Origin of the sequence: Acidovorax sp. K2F (assembly GCF_025246485.1) — a bacterium.
GTDB classification, from domain to species: domain Bacteria; phylum Pseudomonadota; class Gammaproteobacteria; order Burkholderiales; family Burkholderiaceae_C; genus Acidovorax; species Acidovorax delafieldii.
Genome location: NZ_JAOBSQ010000027.1, coordinates 1 through 18,858 on the forward strand (window position 1 = coordinate 1; position 18,858 = coordinate 18,858).

An 18,858-nucleotide genomic window follows, 5' to 3' on the forward strand; every position below is an offset into this window, starting at 1 on the left:
GGAGCGAAGGGGCAAACCTGCGTCGTGTCGGTTGCGGGGTGCGCCGCAGAACTCACTTCGCGCTGGCGCGCTTCGTTCAAACAACTGCGGCGAGTCAGTTCACGAAGCACGCGCGCTGCGACGCGCGTGCCACCCCGCAACCGCCCCGCCGCAGGCGCAGCCAGCAGGGGTGGGGCAGCCGAACAGCCAACATCCGTTCGGGCCATTGCTGCGCTCGGCCTGGCCTGCGCAGCGCGCGGCGCCTGCGCCCGCGAGATGCGGCCGAGCGAAGCAAAGGCACGTGTGGATGTTCTGCCCCCTTTGCCCCTCTGGATGTGCCGAGGAGCGCAGGGTTTGGCGGATCAGGGCTCGCGATTGTCTGAGCGAAGCGAGTTCGAGCGAGACCCCGCCAAACCCGAGCACCGCAGGTTGCCCCGGCGCGCAGCGGCGGGGACGCAGACAGTGGGGTCGCCCTTTCTTTGGTTCCTTTCTTTCGGCGACGCGAAAGAAAGGGACTCGCACGCCGGGCGACTCCCGGCCTCCGCCCTCCATCAAAGCATGCCGTTAACCGGGCACACAGTCCTTTGCATGGATGGTGGGCACTTCAAAAAGCATAGCTACCAGCGCATATCCCACTAGCGCCTGCGGCCAAAAAGGCTCAAAAACCCCAGCTCACCCCTTCAACCACCCCCTCAACCTCCCCACCCCTTCCTCCAACCTCCCCACATCCCGACTCGCAAAACACCACCGCAACCACCCCGACGCCTCCCCCCCAAACGCACTGCCCGGCGCCAACCCCAACGCCGCCTCCCGCACCAGCCGCTTGGCCAGCGTCAGACAGTCGTCATTCCCGTCGATGTGGAAGAACGCATACATCCCCCCACGCGGCGTGGCCACCGACACCCCCGGCACATTGGCAAGCAGCGGCACCAGCGTGTCCCGGCAGGTCTTCAGATGCGCCACCAGCGCAGGCGTCACCTCATCCGTGCGCTGCAGCGCCACCGTCGCCCCGCGCTGCACAAACACCGGCGCGCACGAGGTGTTGAACTCGATCAGCTTGCCGACCGCATGCGTCAGCGACGGCGGCAGCACCAGCCAGCCCAGGCGCCAGCCGGTCATCAGAAAACTCTTGGAAAAACTGTGCGTCACCACTAGCCGGTCCTCGGGCTCGGCCACGTCCAGAAAGCTGGGTGCGGCTCCGTTGGCCGTGTCGCCCGCGTAGTACAGCCGCTCATACACCTCGTCCGCCAGGATCCAGGTGCCCGTGCGACGGCAATGCGCCAGGATGGTGGCTTGCTCTTCACGCGTCAGCGTCCAGCCCGTGGGGTTGTTGGGGGCGTTGACGACCAGCAGGCGCGTGCCGGGTGTGATGGCGGCCAGCAGCGCACCCATGTCCAGGCGCCACGCGCCGTCTGCATCCGCTACCAGCGGCACGGTGCGCACCTGTGCGCCCAGAATGCGTGGCTGCGCCACCAGGTTGGGCCACACGGGCGTCACCAGCACCACTTCGTCGCCCGCGTCCACTAGCGCCTGCACGGCCACCATCAGTCCGTTCACACCGCCGGACGTCACTGCGATGCGGTCGAACCACGCATCGGTGTGCTGCTGCGGGTGCAGGCCGTGCATGTAGCCCGCAATCGCGTGGCGCAGTTCGGGCAGGCCCAGGTTATGGGCATAAAAGGTCTCGCCCTTTTGCAGCGACGCAATGGCCGCGTCGCGGATGAAATCCGGCGTCACCTCGTCGCTCTCGCCAAACCAGAACTTCAGCACATCGCTGCGCCCCAGGCCTTCGTTGGCCACTTCGCGGATGCGCGACTCTTCGAGGCTTTGGACTACTTCTCGCATGCAATCTCCTTGAAATACACAGCCATCTTCGCAGGCGTATAGTCGTTTTTTTGATTTTTTTGGCTGACCCCAACGCTCATGACCTATCCCAACACCCAGCTCTTCATCGCAGGCCAGTGGCAAGACGCCGCCGAAGGCAAGACCCTTGCCGTGTTCAACCCCGCCACGGGCAAGGAAATCGGCCGTGTGGCCCACGCCACCAAGGTCGACCTGGACCGCGCGCTGGACGCCGCACAAAAGGGCTTTGAAGCCTGGCGCGACATGCCCGCCGCCGAGCGCGCCAAGACCATGCGCCGCGCTGCCGCCCTGATGCGCGAGCGCGCCGAATCAATAGCCGCCATCATGGTGCAAGAGCAGGGCAAGCCCCTGGCCGAGGCCAAGGTCGAGACCATGGCATCCGCCGACATCATCGAATGGTTTGCTGACGAATCGCTGCGTGTGTATGGCCGCATCGTGCCCTCGCGCAATCTCAAGGCCACGCAGATGGTGCTGAAGGACCCGGTGGGCCCCGTGGCCGCGTTCACGCCCTGGAACTTCCCCATCAACCAGGTCGTGCGCAAGCTGGCCGCTGCCCTGGGCGCAGGCTGCTCCATCCTGGTGAAGGCGCCTGAGGAAACCCCCGCCAGCCCGGCCGAGCTGATCCGCGCGTTTGCCGATGCCGGTGTGCCCGCTGGCACCGTGGGCCTGGTCTATGGCGACCCGGCTGAAATCTCCAGCTACCTCATCCCGCACCCCATCATCCGCAAGGTCACGTTCACGGGTTCCACGCCCGTGGGCAAGCAGCTGGCCGCGCTGGCGGGTAAGCACATGAAGCGCGTGACGATGGAACTGGGCGGCCATGCCCCGGTCATCGTGGCCGAAGACGCTGACCTCGAGTTGGCCATCAAGATCGGCAGCGGCGCCAAATTCCGCAACGCCGGCCAGGTGTGCATCTCGCCCACTCGCTATCTGGTGCACGAAAGCATCCGCGCCGACTTTGTGGCCGCTTTCGCCAAATACGCCCAGGGCCTGAAGGTGGGCGATGGCCTCACGGCCGGCACGCAGATGGGCCCGCTGGCCAACCCCCGCCGCATCACCGCCATGGCCGACCTGATGGCTGACGCCGTGCAGCAGGGCGCCACGCTGGTGACCGGCGGTGAGCGCATCGGCACCGAAGGCAACTTCTTCCAGCCCACGGTGCTGAACGACGTGCCCCTGTCGGCCCGCATCGTGAATGAAGAGCCCTTTGGCCCCGTGGCTGCCGTGCGTGGCTTCACCCAAATCGAAGACGCCATTGCCGAAGCCAACCGGCTGCCGTTTGGTCTGGCCGGTTATGCCTTCACTTCGTCGCTGAAGAACGCTCATTTGCTGGCCCAGCGCCTGGAAGTGGGCATGCTCTGGATCAACCAGGCCGCCGCACCTGCAGCCGAGCTGCCGTTTGGCGGCCTGAAGGATTCGGGCTATGGCTCGGAAGGCGGCCCCGAGGCCATCGAGGCGCACCTGAACACGCGCCTGGTGTCGATCATGAACGTGTAACCATCGCGCTCTTTGCTCCTTGGTCACAGGCCCCCGGTGCCATGGGCATCGGGGGCTTTTTTTTGCATTTGGAAGACTGAACGTGGCGGCACAATGGTGGGCCGCTACAGAGCTACGGCCACCTCAGGTGGCTGTTACCGAGCATCCGCCATTTCAGGAGTGCACCGCCCATGCTGTCCCGACAATGCCTTGCCCTCATCGCTGCGCTGGCCTCCTGCGTGCCGCCTGCCTGGGCGGGCATGGACAAAGAAGGCTCCATCCAGCGGCCCGGACTGTTCTTTGCCTGGCTGTCGCCCGACGATGGTCCGGTGTGGGCTCATTTTGAGAACCCCGCGCACCTGCAGCAGCTGGCACGGCACTGCAATGCCGGCGCGCCGGTGTTTGCGCTGCAAGCAGGCACCCGCTACCAGTGCAAGGCCGAACTGCCGCCGAAGTCTGCCGGGCAGGAAGAATCCTACGCTGCAGGCATGACCGTGCAAGGTCCGGTGCCGCAGGCAGATACCCGGCAGTACCGGCTCTTCGCCCTCACGCCGCCGCGCACGCCGCAGTGGGTGGTAGGGAGCCCCGATGCCGAGCAGCTGGGAGCACTGCAGTTGTTTTTGCAGTCGGACGACCGCCGGTTTGGTGCGCTGCGCCGCCAGCTCCAATGGGGTTGGGCACGCACGGTTCAGCAGCCCCAGGGTGCACGCACCACCGTGGTGGTGCCTGGCAGGGTGGTGCGCGATCCGAATGCTTTTTACGAAGCCCAGCGGCACCATGTTTTTGTGCGTGGCAGTGGCGGCTATGCCTACATGGGCGAGGTACCCGGCAAGCCCGACAGCTACGTTGACATCGACGGCAACGACCTGCCGGGGCTGGTGGTGTCGGAAGGGTGTGACGGCTGGTGCGTATCGCTGTGGGGCCTGACGGGCGGGCTGCGGCAAGTGGGGCGGTTTGGCGGGCATTGAGAGGATGCCCTCTCAGTCGGTGCTGCGGTCCCCTCAGGGCTGTTTCACCGGGTCGTACACGCAGCGAAATCCGATATACACCGCGTAAAAGTCCGCAGGCTTCCAGGCCTCGACATCCGCGCGCATTTGCGACGGGGGATACCACCAGGACCCGCCCATCGTGCGCCGCTCTTCGCCGCGCGCATCGGCCGCCCATTCCCACACATTGGCGCCCATGTCGTGCAGGCCGTTCACTCCGGCCGCAGTGGCATTGACGGGCGCGGCGCGGGGCCAGGGGTCGGGGTCGCTGGTGTTGGCGCCCTGCGGGCTCTGGCCCGTCGTCCAGGGGTAGGTGGTGCCACGCACCCAGGGCGCGGGCGGTTGCCTGCGCAGCTCGATAAAGCCGGCGGTTCGCCACTCGGCGGCGGTGGGCAGGCGGCCGCCCGCCCATTGGCAGTAGGCCTGGGCCTCGGCGTGGGTGAGGTGCACGGCGGGCAACTGGTCGGTGTCGGGCGGTGAGCCGTCGGGGCGCTGCCAGGTCCAGCCCGCGCGGCGCTGCCAGCCGCTCACGTATTCAAAACCGCCGCCTTCGCGCTCTGCACGGGTGGTGGTGCCGGTGGCCCGCACGTAGCGCGCAAACTGGGCGATGGTGACTTCGGTCTTGTCAATGCGCAGGCCGCCCAGGTCGTCCAGCACCACGGGCGCTGGGGGCTGGGCAGACGCAGCCAGGGCCCAGAACGCCAGGGTGGCGATGGCTGCGTGGCGCGGTGTCGGCATGGTCCTGTGCTCCCCGTTTCACGGTCAGGTGGTCATTGCCCGGCCCGTGTAGCGCAGAGTATCTGCCGCGGCAAAAGCCTGCGGGCGGGGCTGGATATGGAACGGCTGAAGGTTTTTGGGTGCGCCGGGTTGGGTGGTTGGCTCTGCGTCCGCAATAGGGCTATGCGCTGCATCCGGCAGGTCGCCGGCATAAAAAACCCCGCACTCCAAAGAAGTGCGGGGTAATTGGCTGTGTGTCTGCCCTCCCACCAGTCAGGGCAGCAGCGTGTGGGGTGCTATCAGAAGTTGTGGCGCACGCCCACGGCGAAGGAGCTGAAGTCGTTACCCGGAGCCGACACGCCGTAGGTGGCAGCCTGGCTGTTGTTGATGCGGGTGTAGTACGTGTAGATCTTGGTGCGCTTGCTCAGGTTGTAGTTGTAGCCCAGTGTGTACTGGGTGGCGGCGCTGTTGGACACGTTGGAGTAGTTACCGGCACGGCCCACGTTCACGTGGAACTCGGACACGCCCATGATGTAGGCGGCCGACAGGCGCAGGTTGGTGCGGTTGCCGCCGTTGGCGATGAACACGTTCTTGTCGCGTTGCACGTAGGCGCCCATCACGAAGGGACCGGTGGAGTACGAAGCGCGCACTGCGAACTGGTTCTGGTCGCCCAGCTTGGAGTAACCGGCGCCCAAGCCCAGCTTGCCGATTTCGTAGTTGGCAGCCAGGTCCATGCTGTTCTTGCCGCCGGTGCCGCTGGGCTGCTCGTGCTGGGCCCAGCCGGCTTCGAACGTTGCGCCGCCCAGGCTGGGGGTGCGGTAAGCGATCTTGTTGATGTCACGGGCGGGGTAGGCGTACAGGGCGTCAGCCGACGAGCCGGTGTCGTGGTTGTGGTTGCTGATGAAGTCGGCCGTGGCGTAGTACGACTCGGACGTGAAGTTGCCCAGGCGCACCATGCCGAAGCCGCCGGACAGGTTCACTTCGCTCTGGCGGGCAAAAATGCCGCGCGAGTCGGTAGCGCCGGAGCTGGAGTCAAAGCCGCTTTCCAGCTGGAAGCCAGCCATCAGGCCGCCGCCCAGGTCTTCCTGGCCCTTGAAGCCGAAGCGGGAGGAGTTGTTGAACAGACCGGTCTTGGAGACATCGCCGTCTTTTTGGTGTTCGAAGGTCGTGTGACCCGGCCGTACAGGGTGACGCTGCTCTGTGCAAAGGCAGCAGACGTACCCACCAGGGCCAGCGCGGCGAGGGCGCAGCGGTTCAATGTTTTCATTCGCGAGGTTCCTTAAATCAAATTTTGTTTGACGACAAATAATCACCGGCCAAAAACGCACAGGGGTGATGCCTTCGGGCCGCCGCTACAAGCAAGTTTGATGCCTGTGGTGATGTGATCGTTGCACTTTGCAACGGAGGGGGATGCTACTGGCCGCCGTGATTGGCCGCCAGCGGGGTAAACACCTTTTTGTCATCAAGATGTCGTTGCGGCGCAACATGGTTCTGGTAAGGCACGCCAGAACCGACCCGGTGCGTAGCCCGGCACCCCCGTCAAGGTCGCGAATGCAGCGCAAGCCCCACGTGGGCTGCCATCGGCGTGCCGCAGTGCCCGGGCTGCTGCCGCCGTGAAGGCGCTGCAAGGGCCGCGAGGATTGCAGGCGCTGCAGGGCGGCTGGTGGGGTTTGTGGAGTGGGCGACGACCCCTTGAGGGATCGTCAACGGGCCCCTAGAACCGGTAGGTCGAGGTCAGCGTGTAGGTGCGCGCCTGTCCGTAGAAGCAATCCCCGCGTGCCAGGCACTGGGTGATATGCACCTTGTCGGTCAGGTTCACCACGTTGAAGGCCACGCGCCAGTCGCCAGCGTCGTAGGCCACCATGGCATCGGCCAGGGTGGCCGCCGGGGTGGTGATGGCGCTGGTGCCCGTCCACTGCGAGCCGGTGTAGCGCACGCCCGCGCCCACCACCCAGCCGCCACGCCCCTGCGCTGCAAAGCGGTGGCTCAGCCAGGCCGATGCGGTGTGCCGGGGCGCGCCGGCCACGGCCTGGCCCTGGTCGCCTGCGTTGCTGCGGCTGATCTGGGCGTCGGTGAAGGCGTAGGCCAGCGTGAAGTCCCACTGGCGCGCCAGGCTGGCCTGCACTTCGGCCTCGAAGCCGTTGACCTTCACCTCGCCGATCTGCAGGCTGTTGAGCGGGTTGCTGGGGTCGGTGGTCTTGCGGTTCTTTTCGCGCAGGGTGTACACAGCGGCAAACGCGCTGATGCCCTGGCCCGGCGGCTGCCACTTCACACCCGCCTCCCACTGTTCACCGCGCTGCGGCTTGTAAGGGGTGCCGTACGCGTCAAGCCCGCCCAGGGGCTGGAACGATTCGGAATAGCCCACATACGGCGCCCAGCCGCCGTCCATCTGGTACGTCACGCCCGCACGTTTGGTCCAGGCTTTGTCGTCCACGGCAGCGGCAGGGCGGCCCTCGGTATCGGTCTGGGCGCTGTCATGGCGCAGGCCCAGCGTGGCCGTCCAGCGGCCCCATTGGATCTGGTCTTGCGCGTAGAACCCCAGCTGCTTTTGCACCACGCTGGGCTGGCGCACCAGCTGCGCCGCAGTGGGCGGTGTGAAGTTGCCGTACACGGGGTTGTACACGTCGATGGACGACGCCACCGCGCGCCAGGCCTGCTGGCCGGTGTGGTTGCGCTGCACGTCCAGGCCTGCGAGCACTGTGTGCGCGGTACTGCCCGCCTGCAGCTTGCCTTCGAGCTGCGTGTCGATGAGCAGCATGCGGCCGGTGTTGAGGTTCCACACTGCATCGCGCACTAGCGTGCGGTTGTCGCTGTTGAACACGGGGCGCGCAGGGCGGCCGGTCCCAGCGTTGGCGGTGAAGCTGGTGTAGATGGTGCGGTAGTCCACCTCGCTCACGGTGCGGCGCAGGTTCTGGCGCACTGTCCAGTCGCTGTTCAGACGGTGGCTGAACAGGTAGCCCCAGGAGTTGTTGCTGGTGTCATACGCGTCCCAGCCCGGCTCGCTGATGAAGGTGTTGCGCGGAATCTGTCCGTACTGGCTGGGCAGCTGCGTGCCTTGCCACGGGAAGAAGCCAATGAGCGAGCCGCTTTGGTCCTTCTGGTGCAGCGCCTGCAGCGTCAGCGACGTGTCGGCATTGGGCTTCCAGGTGAGCGATGGCGCAAACACCACGCGGTTGTCGTCCACATGGTCCACCTGCGTACCGCTGTCTCGGCCCACGGCCACCAGGCGGTAGAGCCACTGGCCGTCCTGGTCGAGTGCGCCCGTCAGGTCGGCGGCGATCTGCTTGCGTGCGTTGTTGCCCAACTGCACCTGCACCTCGCGCAGGGTGTCTGCCTGGGGGCGTTTGCTCGTCAGGTTGAGCACGCCGCCCACGCTGCCCTGGCCGTACAGCACGGAGGTGGGGCCGCGCAGAAACTCCACACGTTCCAGCGTGTACGGGTCCGGCCGGCTGGTGTTGTAGGTGCCGTAGGTGCGCAGCAGGCCGTCCTGGTACTGGCTCACCGTGCCGCCGCGTGCGGCAAAGCTATCCACGCGGCTGTCGAAATAGTTGGACACGGCGCCTGCCGTGTACGCCGTCACCTGGCGCAGCGTCTGCACGCCCTGGGCCTCCATCTGGTCGCGGGTGATCACGCTGATGGCCTGCGGGGTTTCGATGAGCGGGGTGTCGGTCTTGGTGGCGCTCAGGGCGCGCTTGGCCACAAAGCCGGTGACCGGCGCGGTGGGGCTTTCCTGCTCGGCGCCCGCACTCACGGTGACGGGGGCCAGGGCTTTCTCTGCAGCGGGCGCCGTGGGAGCGGTGGGGGCGGTGGTGGCTGTGGGGGTGGCCTGCTGCGCATGGGCCGCGCCGCACAGGGCGAGCAGGGCCGCGTGTGCGATGGCGGTGCGGCAAACGGTGATGCCAGATTGCATGGTGCTGTTTCTCCGATGGTTGAAAAAAGGGGGCGGGCCCGAAGGCCAGGCACGGCGCGTGGCGCGCCTGGAGTGCCAGGAGCGCTTGGCTTTCGGGGCTGGCGATGGGACAGGCGCAGCCTTGGCGCTGGTCTTCAGAACGTGTAGTCCAGCGACACCTGAAGGCTGCGTGGCGTGCCGGGCACCACGGCGCCAAAACCGGCGGCGGTGGTGGTGCCGTCGATGTAGTAGCGGCGATTGCCCGCGTTCTTCAGGTTGGCCTGCAGCCGCACGCCACCCGCAAAGTGGTAGCCCACGGCCAGGTCGACCACGGTGTAGCCTGGCAGGCGCCACTTGTTGTCGTTGGCCGTGAACTTGTCGCCCTGGTGCACCAGGCCACCACCCACCCACAGGCCGGGCAGTTGCGGCAGGCGGTACTGTGTCCACAGCGATGCGTTGCGGCGCGTGGCCCGCTCGACGCGGTTGCCCACGTTGGCACCGGCCGTGGTGTCGGCCAGCACCTTGGGGTCGTGGAAGCTGGCGTTGGCCGTCACCGTCCAGCCGGGCGTGATGCGGCCCTGCAGCTCCAGCTCGATGCCCTTGATGCGCTGGCGTGCGGTGAGCACCGAGTAGCCGGGGTGCGCCGGGTCGGTGGCGGGGGCGTTGGTCAGTTCCAGGTCAAACGCCGACACGGTGGTCATCAGGCGTTGGTTCAGCCATTCCTGCTTCCAGCCCACCTCCAGCTGCTTGCCCTCTGAGGGCGCGGCCGACTGCGCGCCCCACACCATCGTGCCCGAGTTGGCCTGGAACGAGCGCGCATGGCTCGCGTAGAGCATGCTGCCCGGGCGAGGCTCCCAGCTGATCGCCGCGCTCGGCTGTGTCTTGCTCACGTCGGTGACGGGCGTGGTGTAGGCGTCTTTGAAGCGGTCGTGGCGCAGGCCCAGCAACAGGCCGAAATCGCCCAGCACCATCCGGTCTTGCACAAACACACCGGTGTTGCGGGCGTCGGAGGAGAGCTTGCCCACGCCGGTGGAGGCCACGGGTGGCAACAGGCCTGTAACGGGGTTGTAGAGGTCGATAGCGCCCAGGTTGCCTGTGGTGCGCGCGCCATAGAAGCCCGCAATGGCGCGCCAGTCCAGGCCCGCCAGCACCGTGTGCTTGACCGCGCCGGTCTGCAGCTGCGCGCGCAGTTCGGCCAGAGCCGTGTCCGACGTGTATTTTTGCCCCGGCGCCATCCAGTAGGTGCGCGGCACGCGGCCGTTGGTCACCGGGCCCATGGGCGACACGATGTTCACGTTGCGAAAGGTTTCGTTGCGCGACAGATGCACGCGGCCTTCCAGCTGGTCCGAAAAACGGTGCTGCAGCTCGGTGGAATAAAAGCGCAGATGGCCGTCGGTTTTCAACCAGGGCTCGCCGTAGAACGCGCCCACCGGTAGCACGTCCGCGCTGCGTGGATTCTTGGGGTCGGGCACGGCCAAACCGGAGGTCGAAGTGCCGTCGATGCTTTGGGTCTCGGCCTGCGCGCGCCAGACGGTGTCGGGCGTGATCTGCCACTCCAGGCTGCCCGCAATGCCTTGCTTGCGCGGGGTGTTGCCATCCACAAAACTGCCGCCCCGGCTGGCGCCGCCGTCCAGGCGGTAGCGCAGCGTGCCATCGGTGGTGAGCGGGCCGGTCAGGTCAAACTCGGCACTGCGCCAGCCATGGCTGCCTGCGCCGATCTTCACGGTGCGCAACGCTTCGGCCTGGGGCCGCTTGCTCACGTAGTTGACGAGGCCGCCAGGCGCGACCTGGCCAAACTCCAGGGCGGCCGGGCCCTTGATGACTTCCACCCGCTCGATGTTGAACAGCGGTGGGTCCAGCAGGTGGATGAACTTGGCGCCGTCGCGAAGGAAGTTATAGGTGTTGTTGGCCCACAGCCCCCGGATGGAGAACTGCGAGTACGAGCCGTAGTACTCGCTGCGCGACGACACGCCCGAGGCATTGCGCAGCACATCGCGCTCGGTGGTGGCCATCTGCTGCTCCAGCAACGCGTTGTCGATCACGCTGACCGAGCGCGGCGTCTCCAGCACCGACAGGCCCAGGCGCGAGCTGCTTTGCGCACGCCGTGCGGGCGTGGCGGCTTCGCCTGCCGTGGAGTCGATGACATCGACCTGGCGCAAGGAGGGGGCGGCTGCAGGAGCGTGGGCGGGCATGGGGGCCGGTGCGGGTGCTGTGCTGTTCTGCGCGAACGCGGTGCCGTATGCAGCCAGCAGTGCGGCTTGCGCCACCGCGGTGCGCAAGAGATTGGGGTGAATCATGGCGCTATCGAATTAATAGCTGTCGGCGCTCTTACGTAAAGCGTTACAGCCCATTTTTAGTGATATGAATGCCAGCCGCCCGAGCGTGCCAAGGCAGTACCACGCGCCGCGAGAGGGCGGTGGTTTGTGCGGCTAGCAAATCGGCGGTGGCGGCAGCCGGGGCTCAGTGGGCCTTGGGCGGCTCGGGCAGGGCGGGCGACGCCATGCCGTCGGCCAGCACAAAGGTGAGCGTGGTCACGTAGCTGGCTTCGCCGTACTTCTCGCCTTGCACTTCGCCGGGGGTCTTGTCGCTGTGCTTTACCTCGGCCACGTACTGGCCCTTCCAGGGGGTGACGAAGGTCACCGTGCCGTCTTCACCCGCCTCGGCTTCGCGCGTCCAGCCCGACGGGGCGGCCAGCTGCACCTTGGCCTTGGGCAGCGGCGCACCCTTGTAGACCACCTTCAGCTCGCCGGGCTTGCCGGTGGGCACCAGGTCCAGCGGCGCGGTGGGTGCCACGGGCTTGGCCAGGCTGGCCACCCAGCGGGCCGAGGGCTGCCAGATCATGGCCGGCAGGTTGCGCTTGCTGCGGTCGATCAGCGGGTAGCTGGCGGCGGCGAACAGCGTGTCGGGCGTTCCCGTGGTGGCGTAGACAAAAGCGTCTTTGGCGAGCTGGCCTTCCACGCGCTGGGCGGCGGCACCCGCGCGTTGTTGTTCCAGTGCGGGCACACCCTTGAACTGGTCCAGCCGGCCCGGCGAGGTCTCGCGCAGGTTCTCGTTGAACTCGCCAAAGTGCAGGCGTGCTTGGCCGCCAGCGTTTTCGAGCCAGACCTGGTGGGCATGGGCAGAGTTCACCGCAGTGAGCGCGGCGCAGGCCAGCAGGGCGGACAGCAGCGGGGCTCGGAGGCGTTGGTTCGAGGGCATAGACGTTTTCCTTTCGGTGGTTTAGTGACAGCAAAAACAGCGGAGCGCAGTGCTCCACACCCCCGGCGCTACAGGGGAAAAGACTCATTTTTTGATAGCTGCCTGCGCTTGTTGGATAAGCGCTGGGTGGCTTTTTGACCCTGAAATGGGTCTTGGCAGTGCCTGTGTGGCGCGGGGTGCCGCTTTAGAAGTCCACGCTCACGCTCAGCGACAAGGTGCGCGGCGCACCCACCACCAGGTAGCCCGAGCCGGGGTAGCCGCCGACTGAGGCCCAGTAGTTGCGGTTGGTCAGGTTGTCGATGCGGGCGCGCAGCGTAACGAGCTTGCCTTGCACTTCCGTCATATAGCGGGCACCCACGTCGAGCCGGTTCCAGCCGGGCACGCGCAGGGTGTTGGTGGCGTTGGCATAACTGGCGCCCGTATGCACCCAGCGGCCGTCCACGGCCAGGCCCGGCACGCCGGGCACGTCCCATTCCGCCCCCAGGTTGGCTTGCAGCTTGGGCACACCGATGACGCGCTGGCCGTCGGTGGCGGCAGCGCCGGTGGTCAGCTGCTTGGCATCCAGCCAGGTCAGGCCGCCCAGCAGGCGCAGGCCCTTGGTGGCCTCGCCTTGCACGGCCAGCTCGATGCCCTGGTGGCTGTCCTTGCCGCTGGTGCTGAAGAGGTTGGCCGTGTTCAAAAACGCACGCGGCTTGGTGGTGGAGAACAGCGCCACGCTGCCGCCCACGCGGCCGGCGTCAAACTTGATGCCCACTTCCTTTTGTTTGGAGACATAGGGCGCCAGCATCTCGCCACGGTTGGTCGCCGTGCTGGGCGCGGTCTGGCCCTGGCTCAGGCCTTCCACATAGTTGGCATACACCGACAGGCCCTTGTTGACCTTGTAGACAGCGGCCAGCAGCGGGCTGGTGCGGCTCTGGTCGTAGCGGTCGGTCTGCAGCCCGGTGCCGTAGTCGTAATTGGCGATCTCCATCTTCTGGTGGCGCAAGCCCACGGTGAAGAGCAGGCGGTTGTCCATGAACGCCATCGTGTCGCCCAGCGCAAAGCTGGACAGGCGCGTGCTGCCGGTGCGCAGGGGATTGGCCAGGTCGCCGCCAAACAGGGTGTTGGCGCTGAAGCCGGGCAGGTTGGTGGCTATGGGGTTGTAAAGATTGGTGGCGTGCGTGTTGCGCCAATCCATGGCGTAGGCGTTCTTCTTTTCGAAGTCGTAGTGCGACGCCACCGCCACCCATTCATGCCCAACGCTGCCGGTCTGCAGCTTGCCACGCAGGCCCAGCTCGCCGGTGTTCACGCTGTCCTTGCGGGTGTTGTCAAAGCGGTAGGTGGTGGCGGCGCCGCTGGCGGCGTTGGTCACCGTGAGGTTGGCCAGTGAATTGGCTTCTTCGCCACGGCGCGCGCCCGCCGCAGCCCAGGCCGTGGTGCTGGGCGACAGGTCCCACTCGCCACGCAGCGTGCCGAACACATCGCGTTCGTTGGAGTAGCTCCAGGGCTGGGCAAAGTTGGTCTGGTTGTCGGGCACGCTCGGCACCGTGGTCACAGCGCTGCCCAGCGTGACGTTGGTGCGGGTGTTCTTGAGCTTGTGGTCCTGCCAGCCGATGTCGCCCGACAGGCGCACATCGCGGCTGCGCCAGTCCAGGCCCACGGCCAGCAGGCCGAGCTGCACGTCTTCGTGGTCCACCGACGTACCGCCATTGCGGGCAGCAGCATTCACGCGGATGCCCGTATTGCCATCGGGCCCAAAGCGCCGGGCAATGTCGGCCGCCACCTGCGTCTGGCCGCCGCTGGCCACGCCAAAGGTCACGCGGTTCAAAGGCTCGTTGGGCGCGCGCTTGGGCAGCAGGTTGATGCTGCCGCCCAGGCCGCCGCCGTTGGGGCTGGCGCCGTTCAAAAAGGCCGATGCGCCGCGCAGCACCTCCACACGCTCGAACAGCTCGGTGGCAATGTATTGGCGCGGCAGCAGGCTGTACAGGCCGTTGTAGGCCGTGTCGTCCGAATCGAGGATGAACCCCCGGATGAAGAACGCCTCCTGAAAATTGCCAAAGCCACGTGCCACGCGCACCGTGGGGTCGTTCTGCAGCACATCGCCCACGCTGCGGGCATGGCGGTCCTGGATCAGTTCGTTGGTGTAGCTGGTGATGGAAAACGGCGTGTCCATCGCGTCCTTGGTGCCCAGGATGCCCGCACGGCCCCCACGGGCCACCTGGCCGCCGGGGTAGGCGGGCGACAGGCCTTGCGCCGATGCGTCGGCGCTGGCGTTCACCGTGACGGTGGACAGGGTTTTGCCGTCGGGCTCGGTACCGCTGGCCGTCGCTTGCGCCCAAGCGGCGGGCGCGGCCAGTGTGAAGAGCAACGCGGCGGCCAGTGCGGCTGGGGTCAGGGTAGGGCGGCGAGGGGAATGGGAATTGCGCATGGCGTGGTGAAGGTGCGGGGAATTTTCAGAGTGGCGTGGCGTTGGCGTTGGTGCCCGCTTCGTCGGCATCGGTGTGGGGTTTGTCATGGGCGCGTTGCGCAGTGGCCCTTGGCGTGGTGCGCGGCCAGCAGGTCCAGCCCATCACCACCACCGGAATGCCCAGACCCACCCACGACCACCAGTCGCCCCAGGTGTCAGACACCAGTGCCGTGATGAGGCCGGTGGTGGTCAGCACACCCATCACGATGGGCCAGCCCCACAGCGACCAGAAAGGGCTCGCCTTCATGCGCGGCCCTCCGTGCTTGGCAGCGCGCCGCCAGTGCGTGCGGCAGCCGTTGGCGGCAGGCCGGTGTGGCCGTGCACGGTGGCTGCCGCCGTGGCGGTGCTGGTACTGGCGTTGCTGGCGCTGCCCGCCTGCGCACCTTTGCGCAACCACAGGTACAACCCGCTGCCCAGCACCACGATGGTGGCAATGTCGAGAAGCGCCCAGAGGATCTTCATCGGCATGCCGCCGTAGTCGCCAAAGTGCAGCGGCTGCGAGACCAGCAGCGCAGTCAGGTACCACGGCAGCTGGGGCGCTGCTGTGACCTGCGCCGTGCGCGCATCCACCAGCACGGGCTTGAGCAGGCGCGAGGTGAGCGGCTCGTTGCCGCGCAGGAAAAACGTGTTGTGGTGCGGGCTGGAAAACGCCGTGCCCGGGAACGCAATGAACGACAGCTTGGTGCCCGGCGCCTGGGCCTGCGCCACCTCCAGCGCTTGCTGCAGCGGCCCCCGCTCGGCAGCGGGCACGATGGGCTGGCCCTCATACGGCTTGAGCAGCACTGAGAGCTGGTCGTACTGCCAGTACTTGACGAGCAGGTCGGCCCACGTGTTGATCATGCCCGTGCCACCCACCACAAACGCCCACACCAGCGTGACGATGCCCAGCAGGTTGTGCAGGTCGAGCCACTTCACCCGCGTGGACCGATCCCGCCGCACCTCACCAAACGCCAGCTTGCGCATGAACGGCGCATACAACACCACGCCGGTGACGATGGCCACCAGCAGCAGCAAGCCCATGAAGCCCAGAAACAGCTTGCCCGGCAGCCCCGCGAACAGGTCCACATGCAGCTTGAACATCACGTACATGAAGCCTTCGTCAAACCGTGGCTGCGCCAGCACCTGGGCCGTGCGGGCATCCACCGCCACTGAGCGGAAGTCATCGGTGGGCGCCGGGGTGGGCGTGAGCGTGACGAACCAGACGTTGTCATCGTCCTCCGCATGCGACGCGAACTGCACCACACGATCCGGGTGCAGCGCTTTTGCCGTGGCCAACACCTGGTCCAGGCTCGCGCGCGGCGTGTTGGCGGGCATGGCTGGCGCCTCGACCTCGGTGCCCAGCAGGTGGCCGATTTCGTGGTGAAAGATCAGCGGCAGGCCGGTGATGCACAGCAGCAGCATGAAGACGGTGCACACCAGGCTGGACCATTTGTGGGTCCAACTCCAGCGGCGCAGGGCGGTGGGGCTCAGCATGGGATGAGAACCTTGTTGAGCGATTTGCTACCGCAAGGGCTTTGAGTTTCAAAGCGCTGCGCACGCACGCACTGAAGAGCCAGACGCAAAGCGCCGGCCATGCCGGAAGGATCAGAGAGAAAGGAGTGTTTCAAGCCAGGCAACCCGAATGCATCTGATGACGGAGGGAGCTGGCTGCAGCCGAGAGAAAGGGCTTTGGCTTGCGGTAGCCAAATTTTATCCCGTAAATGCGAATGATTCCCGATCAGATGCTGTGATTTTGCGAATTTGACTTTTGTATGGCTATGGCGTCCTTGAATTGATAAAAATAAATTGACGAAAATGATAAATTCATCAAAAATTGAGCCGCATCAATGAACAAGGTGATATGCCATGAACCGCAACCGAATGACCGTCCGTAGAAAACTGAGTCTGGCCTTCGGCCTGATGGTGACCCTGATCCTGCTGGTGGCTGGGATTGCCATCTATGACATGACAAAGCAGAAGGACCTGTTCCACGACTACGTCACCGGCATCAATGCCCGCGCCCATCTGGCGAAAGACGTGCAGTCGGCCGTCAACCGGCGTGCCATTGCGGCGCGTAACCTGGTGATAGTCACCTCGGAATCAGAACGCGCTGCTGAGAAGTTCGCGGTGAGCAAAGCCCATGCTGATGTTCAGGACCGGTTGGCTCGATTGAAAGAAATGGCGGTGGCAGGCCATGTGCCGGCGCACATCAAGGCGCTTGTGGACGACATCGACAAGATCGAACACGCCTACAGCCCTGTGGCTTTGAAGATCGTGGATCTGGCGCTGAATGGCCAGCGGGATGAGGCCATCACCATGATCAACGAGAAGTGCCGCCCTCTGCTGGCCGCGCTGGTCTCCAAGACCAATGAATACCAGGCTGTCACCGACGAGCGATCAGGCCAGCTTGTGCAGCAATCTGAGTCGGACATGGCCGCGCAGCGCACCTACTTGGTGGCCCTTGCTTTGATGGCAGCATTGGTGGCTCTGATCTCCGGCTACCTGATCACACGCAGCCTGTCCCGTGCGCTGGGGGCCGAGCCCGATGTGCTCAGCGATGCAGCACGCCGCGTGGCGGACGGGGATCTGTCGAAAATGGATGGGGCCGACAGTGCCATCCAGGGAAGCGTGCTGGCTTCTCTGAGCGCGATGCAGCAGAACCTGGCGGACATCGTTGCCAAGGTGCGCGGTGCTTCGGATTCGATCGCCATGGGCACTTCGGAAATTGCACGTGGAAATATCGACCTGAGCCACCGTACCGAAGAGCAGGCCAGCGCCCTGCAGCAGACGGCCGCCACCATGGAGCAGTTCAGCACCACGGTCCTTAACAACGCAGAGAACGCCAAGGTGGCAGACCAGTTGGCCATGAACGCAACCACCGTGGCCACCCAGGGCGGCAAAGTGGTATCGCAGGTAGTGGACACCATGCGGGGTATCAACGACAGCTCACGCAGGATTTCCGACATCATCGGCGTGATTGACGGCATTGCCTTTCAAACGAACATCCTGGCGCTGAACGCTGCTGTTGAGGCCGCGCGAGCGGGTGAACAAGGGCGCGGGTTTGCCGTGGTGGCCACTGAGGTGCGCAACCTTGCGCAGCGCAGTGCCACGGCCGCCAAGGAGATCAAGGCATTGATCAGCGAAAGCGTGGAAAAGGTGGTTGCCGGTACCCAGCTGGTGGATCAGGCGGGCCAGACCATGGACGAGGTGGTGGGCGCCATCCAGCGTGTGACGGAGGTTGTGGGGCAGATCAGCGCTGCCATCTCTGAGCAGAGCTCCGGCGTGTCTCAGATCGGCCAAGCTGTGAATCAGATGGATCAGGTCACACAGCAGAACGCAGCGCTCGTCGAAGAAAGCGCGGCGGCCGCCCAGAGTCTGGACATGCAGGCCCAGCAGCTGACGCGGGCGGTGCAAATCTTCAAGCTCGAAGAGCGGTCGGGCACTGCCTCGGTCAGCCACGAGCGGCGGCCCAGTCTTGGCTATGCAGCCTGACCCGCTGCGCCCGTACTGGCCCAATCCGCCTCCAAGGCCCGAAAGTCGGCAATGACTGAAGAGTCCCCACGCCTCATCCAAGAGCTCTTCGCGCGGCAGTTTGACTATTTGCCGAAGGTGGAAAGCCCTGAGCAGCGCAAAGGCCCGCTGGGCATCGTGAACCTGTTCGCATTGGCATCCCACATGCTGACGGCCATGTCCGGCACACTGGCCATCGTTTCTGTAGACAGGTTCGGCGCGAACCGAGCGGGGTGCGATGCCGGTCTTAACGATCAGGTCCATCGACTGGTGGATCTCTCGGTGCAGACGTCCGCGTCATTGACACGGTTGATCGGCGTTGTGATGGTGGCGTTGCAAAGCGAACAAATCACAAGCCCAAGCGCTGCCGAACGCGAGAGCATCCAGGAAGTGATGACCACCGGATACATCTACATCGAGTCTTTGAATGCAGTGTCGCTGGAAACAACCAACATGGCGCGCTGGCGCGGTGTGTGGGGACGCAACGTCGGTCGCCCCTTCCGGGCTGCGCAGTCAACGCAAACCAATGACCCGGAAGGCGACAAGGCCAGACATTCGGTACGCACCCTGACTGCACAGATCATGGAGCTGGGTCTGAGGGCCGAGCTCTATGACGGAACCTGGAGCATGAACTGAACGCCATCGACCCCATTGCACGCTTCGCTCAGTGCGTCCGTGCGATGCTGCTAAAGCGACTTTGGCTATCTTTTAGATAGCGGCTAAAGACCTTTGGTAGGGCGTCAGCAGCATCTTTGGTCCGGCTGTGGCAAGTTGCGGCGACCGGTCGATTGACTGAGACGCGTGCGCTTTTCGCC

At 65.5% G+C, this 18,858-nt stretch carries 12 protein-coding genes and 1 pseudogene; 4 read left to right on the forward strand and 9 right to left on the reverse strand.

Features of this window, described 5'->3' with window-relative positions; translation table 11 throughout:
• Positions 1 to 651 precede the first annotated feature (651 nt).
• On the reverse strand, positions 652 to 1,824 hold the full coding sequence (locus tag N4G42_RS08655) for a pyridoxal phosphate-dependent aminotransferase (protein ID WP_260666874.1): 1,173 nt from the start codon (positions 1,822 to 1,824) through the stop codon (positions 652 to 654).
• A gap of 78 nt (positions 1,825 to 1,902) precedes the next feature.
• Here N4G42_RS08655 and N4G42_RS08660 point away from each other — a divergent pair, with 78 nt between their 5' ends.
• Together N4G42_RS08660 and N4G42_RS08665 are read left to right on the forward strand one after the other, a co-directional pair.
• A complete protein-coding gene (locus tag N4G42_RS08660; protein WP_260666875.1) occupies positions 1,903 to 3,339 on the forward strand; it encodes an NAD-dependent succinate-semialdehyde dehydrogenase in 1,437 nt (478 codons plus the stop codon).
• A 170-nt stretch (positions 3,340 to 3,509) separates the two neighbouring features.
• Positions 3,510 to 4,286: a hypothetical protein gene (locus N4G42_RS08665; protein ID WP_260666876.1), complete on the forward strand. Its 777-nt coding sequence runs from the start codon at positions 3,510 to 3,512 to the stop codon at positions 4,284 to 4,286.
• Between the two features lie 33 nt (positions 4,287 to 4,319).
• Here the strand turns inward: N4G42_RS08665 and N4G42_RS08670 are convergent, their stop codons facing one another.
• From N4G42_RS08670 to N4G42_RS08705, 8 genes and pseudogenes are all read right to left on the reverse strand, one after another.
• Entirely contained in the window at positions 4,320 to 5,042 is a 723-nt protein-coding gene (locus N4G42_RS08670; protein ID WP_260666877.1) for a formylglycine-generating enzyme family protein, read from the reverse strand.
• Positions 5,043 to 5,320: 278 nt separating this feature from the next.
• Positions 5,321 to 6,288, reverse strand: a pseudogene (locus N4G42_RS08675) (porin).
• 447 nt (positions 6,289 to 6,735) lie between these two features.
• On the reverse strand, positions 6,736 to 8,931 hold the full coding sequence (locus tag N4G42_RS08680) for a TonB-dependent siderophore receptor (RefSeq protein ID WP_260666878.1): 2,196 nt from the start codon (positions 8,929 to 8,931) through the stop codon (positions 6,736 to 6,738).
• Positions 8,932 to 9,065: 134 nt separating this feature from the next.
• On the reverse strand, positions 9,066 to 11,207 hold the full coding sequence (locus N4G42_RS08685) for a TonB-dependent siderophore receptor (RefSeq protein WP_260666879.1): 2,142 nt from the start codon (positions 11,205 to 11,207) through the stop codon (positions 9,066 to 9,068).
• Positions 11,208 to 11,370: 163 nt separating this feature from the next.
• On the reverse strand, positions 11,371 to 12,108 hold the full coding sequence (locus tag N4G42_RS08690; RefSeq protein WP_260666880.1) for a DUF4198 domain-containing protein: 738 nt from the start codon (positions 12,106 to 12,108) through the stop codon (positions 11,371 to 11,373).
• Positions 12,109 to 12,292: 184 nt separating this feature from the next.
• On the reverse strand, positions 12,293 to 14,515 hold the full coding sequence (locus tag N4G42_RS08695; RefSeq protein ID WP_260666881.1) for a TonB-dependent receptor: 2,223 nt from the start codon (positions 14,513 to 14,515) through the stop codon (positions 12,293 to 12,295).
• A 25-nt stretch (positions 14,516 to 14,540) separates the two neighbouring features.
• On the reverse strand, positions 14,541 to 14,801 hold the full coding sequence (locus tag N4G42_RS08700; RefSeq protein ID WP_260666882.1) for a hypothetical protein: 261 nt from the start codon (positions 14,799 to 14,801) through the stop codon (positions 14,541 to 14,543).
• Positions 14,798 to 16,027 carry a PepSY-associated TM helix domain-containing protein gene (locus tag N4G42_RS08705; protein WP_260666883.1) on the reverse strand — a complete coding sequence of 410 codons (1,230 nt, stop codon included), beginning with the start codon at positions 16,025 to 16,027 and terminating at the stop codon, positions 14,798 to 14,800. Before N4G42_RS08705 ends, N4G42_RS08700 begins: the two co-directional genes overlap by 4 nt.
• Positions 16,028 to 16,399: 372 nt before the next feature.
• On the opposite strand from N4G42_RS08705, the gene N4G42_RS08710 reads away from it, so the two are divergent.
• Both N4G42_RS08710 and N4G42_RS08715 read left to right on the forward strand, forming a co-directional pair.
• On the forward strand, positions 16,400 to 18,025 hold the full coding sequence (locus tag N4G42_RS08710; RefSeq protein WP_260666884.1) for a methyl-accepting chemotaxis protein: 1,626 nt from the start codon (positions 16,400 to 16,402) through the stop codon (positions 18,023 to 18,025).
• A 51-nt stretch (positions 18,026 to 18,076) separates the two neighbouring features.
• Positions 18,077 to 18,679 (forward strand): hypothetical protein, encoded by a 603-nt coding sequence (locus tag N4G42_RS08715; protein WP_056061799.1) that lies wholly within the window; start codon positions 18,077 to 18,079, stop codon positions 18,677 to 18,679.
• Positions 18,680 to 18,858 lie beyond the last annotated feature (179 nt).

Coding starts and splice junctions, on each gene's coding strand:
- N4G42_RS08715 (WP_056061799.1), top strand. CDS start 18,077: ATGACTGAAGAGTCCCCACGCCTCATCCAAGAGCTCTTCGCGCGGCAG.
- N4G42_RS08655 (WP_260666874.1), bottom strand. CDS start 1,824: ATGCGAGAAGTAGTCCAAAGCCTCGAAGAGTCGCGCATCCGCGAAGTG.
- N4G42_RS08710 (WP_260666884.1), top strand. CDS start 16,400: ATGAACCGCAACCGAATGACCGTCCGTAGAAAACTGAGTCTGGCCTTC.
- N4G42_RS08670 (WP_260666877.1), bottom strand. CDS start 5,042: ATGCCGACACCGCGCCACGCAGCCATCGCCACCCTGGCGTTCTGGGCC.
- N4G42_RS08665 (WP_260666876.1), top strand. CDS start 3,510: ATGCTGTCCCGACAATGCCTTGCCCTCATCGCTGCGCTGGCCTCCTGC.
- N4G42_RS08695 (WP_260666881.1), bottom strand. CDS start 14,515: ATGCGCAATTCCCATTCCCCTCGCCGCCCTACCCTGACCCCAGCCGCA.
- N4G42_RS08685 (WP_260666879.1), bottom strand. CDS start 11,207: ATGATTCACCCCAATCTCTTGCGCACCGCGGTGGCGCAAGCCGCACTG.
- N4G42_RS08705 (WP_260666883.1), bottom strand. CDS start 16,027: ATGCTGAGCCCCACCGCCCTGCGCCGCTGGAGTTGGACCCACAAATGG.
- N4G42_RS08660 (WP_260666875.1), top strand. CDS start 1,903: ATGACCTATCCCAACACCCAGCTCTTCATCGCAGGCCAGTGGCAAGAC.
- N4G42_RS08680 (WP_260666878.1), bottom strand. CDS start 8,931: ATGCAATCTGGCATCACCGTTTGCCGCACCGCCATCGCACACGCGGCC.
- N4G42_RS08690 (WP_260666880.1), bottom strand. CDS start 12,108: ATGCCCTCGAACCAACGCCTCCGAGCCCCGCTGCTGTCCGCCCTGCTG.
- N4G42_RS08700 (WP_260666882.1), bottom strand. CDS start 14,801: ATGAAGGCGAGCCCTTTCTGGTCGCTGTGGGGCTGGCCCATCGTGATG.